This window comes from Pseudoroseomonas cervicalis ATCC 49957, assembly GCF_000164635.1.
Lineage (GTDB): Bacteria > Pseudomonadota > Alphaproteobacteria > Acetobacterales > Acetobacteraceae > Pseudoroseomonas > Pseudoroseomonas cervicalis.
Window position 1 is genome coordinate 1 of the sequence record NZ_GG770784.1, and the last position, 1,894, is coordinate 1,894.

Genomic DNA, 1,894 nt, shown 5'->3' on the forward strand with positions numbered 1-1,894 from the left:
GCCTTCCGCGGCGCCCGCCCGGCGGTGGAGCAGGCGGCGCTGGCCTCAGGCCTCGGCCGCATGCTGGAGGCCGAGCCGCGCCAGGAGCTGGCCGAGCCCTGCGCCCGCCGGCCCAGCGTCATCATCGCCGAGCCGGTGCGCTCGGGCCAGCGCGTCTACGCCGCCGAGGCCGACCTGATCGTGCTGCACTCGGTCTCGCGCGGGGCGCAGCTGCTGGCCGATGGCTGCATCCATGTCTATGGCGCGCTGCGCGGCTCGGCCAGCGCCGGCATCGCCGAGGATTCGCATGCGCGGATCTTTGCGAAAATCATGGACCCCGAGCTGGTCTCGATCGCCGGGCTGTGGCTCGGCGCCGAGGAGATCCCCGGCGAGTGGGTGGGCCGCCCCGCCCAGCTCGCCCTGCGCGAGGGCGGGCTGCGCTTCGCCCCGCTGCCCTGACCGCCCACCCATCAGCCGACAACAGGGAGAACCCGATGTCCGCGACCGTCATCACCATCACCTCCGGCAAGGGCGGGGTGGGCAAGACCACCACCACCGCCGCCTTCGGCGCGGCGCTCGCGCTGCGCGGCCACCGCGTCTGCGTGGTCGATTTCGATGTGGGGCTGCGCAACCTTGACCTCGTGCTCGGCATCGAGAAGCGCGTGGTCTACGACTTCCTGCATGTGGCGAGCGGCCAGGCCAGGCTCGGCCAGGCGCTGATCCGCGACAAGCGGATCGAGAACCTCTTCGTGCTGGCCACCTCGCAGACGCATGAGAAGGACGCGCTGACCGCCGAGGGCGTGGCCCGCGTGATGGCCGAGCTGCGCCAGGAATTCGACTACATCCTCTGCGACAGCCCGGCCGGCATCGAGCATGGCGCGCTGATGGCGCTCTACCACGCCGACCACGCCATCGTCGTCTGCAACCCCGAGGTCAGCTCGGTGCGCGACGCCGACCGCATCCTGGGCTTCGTCGCCGCCCGCTCGAAGCGCGCCGAGGAGGGGCGCGAGCCGGTGCGCGAGCACCTGCTGGTCACCCGCTTCGACCCGGAGCGGGTGAAGCAGGGCGAGATGCTGCCGCTCTCCGACATCCAGGACATCCTCTCGGCCGAGCTGCTGGGCGTCATCCCGGAGAGCAAGGCGGTGCTGAAATCCTCCAATGCCGGGCAGCCCGCCAGCCTCGACGACAGCACCGATGCCGGCCGCGCCTATCGCGAGGCGGTGGGCCGCTTCCTCGGCGAGCAGCGCAGCCCGGTCCGCCTGCCCCCCGGCCTGCCGGCCGCCGCCATGGTGGCCGAGCTGGCCGAGCCGCGCGGCTTCCTGCGGCGGCTGTTCCGCTTCGCCTGAAGGAGCCCGCACATGTCCCTGATCGCCCTGATCCAGCGCCGGCGCGGCAGTGCCGGCATCGCCGCCGCCCGGCTGCGCCGGCAGATCACCGCCGACCGCCTCGCGGTGTTCGGCGACGACATCACCCAGCGCATCCAGGATGCCTGCCTGCGGGAGATCCGCAAGCTGGCGCGCGGCGGCCATGTGCGGGTGAAGATCGGCACCTCGCCGACGCTCGAACTGCGCGAAATCGATATCGACCTGACCCCTGGACGCTAGGAGATGCGATGCTGATCTCGGCCTCCCAATGCCGCATGGCGCGTGCCGCCCTTGGCATGAGCATGCGCGAACTCGCCGCCGCCGCCGGCGTCTCGGTCAACACGCTGAGCCGCATCGAGGGTGACGGCAACGTCACCAGCCGGACGCTCGCCAAGGTGCAGGAGATCCTGGCGCAGAGCGGCGTGGTGTTCCGCCGCGACGGCTCGGTCGCCGTGCAGGACACGCTGCAGAGCTGACGCGGCGGACAGCTCGGCGCCGCAGAAGGCGGCGCGGCGGCCGCGGGCCGAAGCCCGCGGTCAGGGCCGGCGGCA

At 72.4% G+C, this 1,894-nt stretch carries 4 protein-coding genes; all 4 read left to right on the forward strand.

Features of this window, described 5'->3' with window-relative positions; translation table 11 throughout:
* Nucleotides 1-438 (forward strand): septum site-determining protein MinC (gene minC, locus HMPREF0731_RS18095; RefSeq protein ID WP_007005640.1); only part of this gene is annotated, 438 nt, incomplete at its 5' end.
* 35 nt (nt 439-473) lie between these two features.
* A complete protein-coding gene (gene minD / locus HMPREF0731_RS18100) occupies nt 474-1,325 on the forward strand; it encodes a septum site-determining protein MinD (RefSeq protein WP_007005641.1) in 852 nt (283 codons plus the stop codon).
* Between the two features lie 12 nt (nt 1,326-1,337).
* Entirely contained in the window at nt 1,338-1,583 is a 246-nt protein-coding gene (locus HMPREF0731_RS18105; protein WP_007005642.1) for a hypothetical protein, read from the forward strand.
* Between the two features lie 8 nt (nt 1,584-1,591).
* Nucleotides 1,592-1,819, forward strand: coding sequence for a helix-turn-helix domain-containing protein (locus tag HMPREF0731_RS18110; protein ID WP_007005643.1), 228 nt, complete (start codon nt 1,592-1,594; stop codon nt 1,817-1,819).
* The last annotated feature ends 75 nt before the right edge of the window (nt 1,820-1,894 follow it).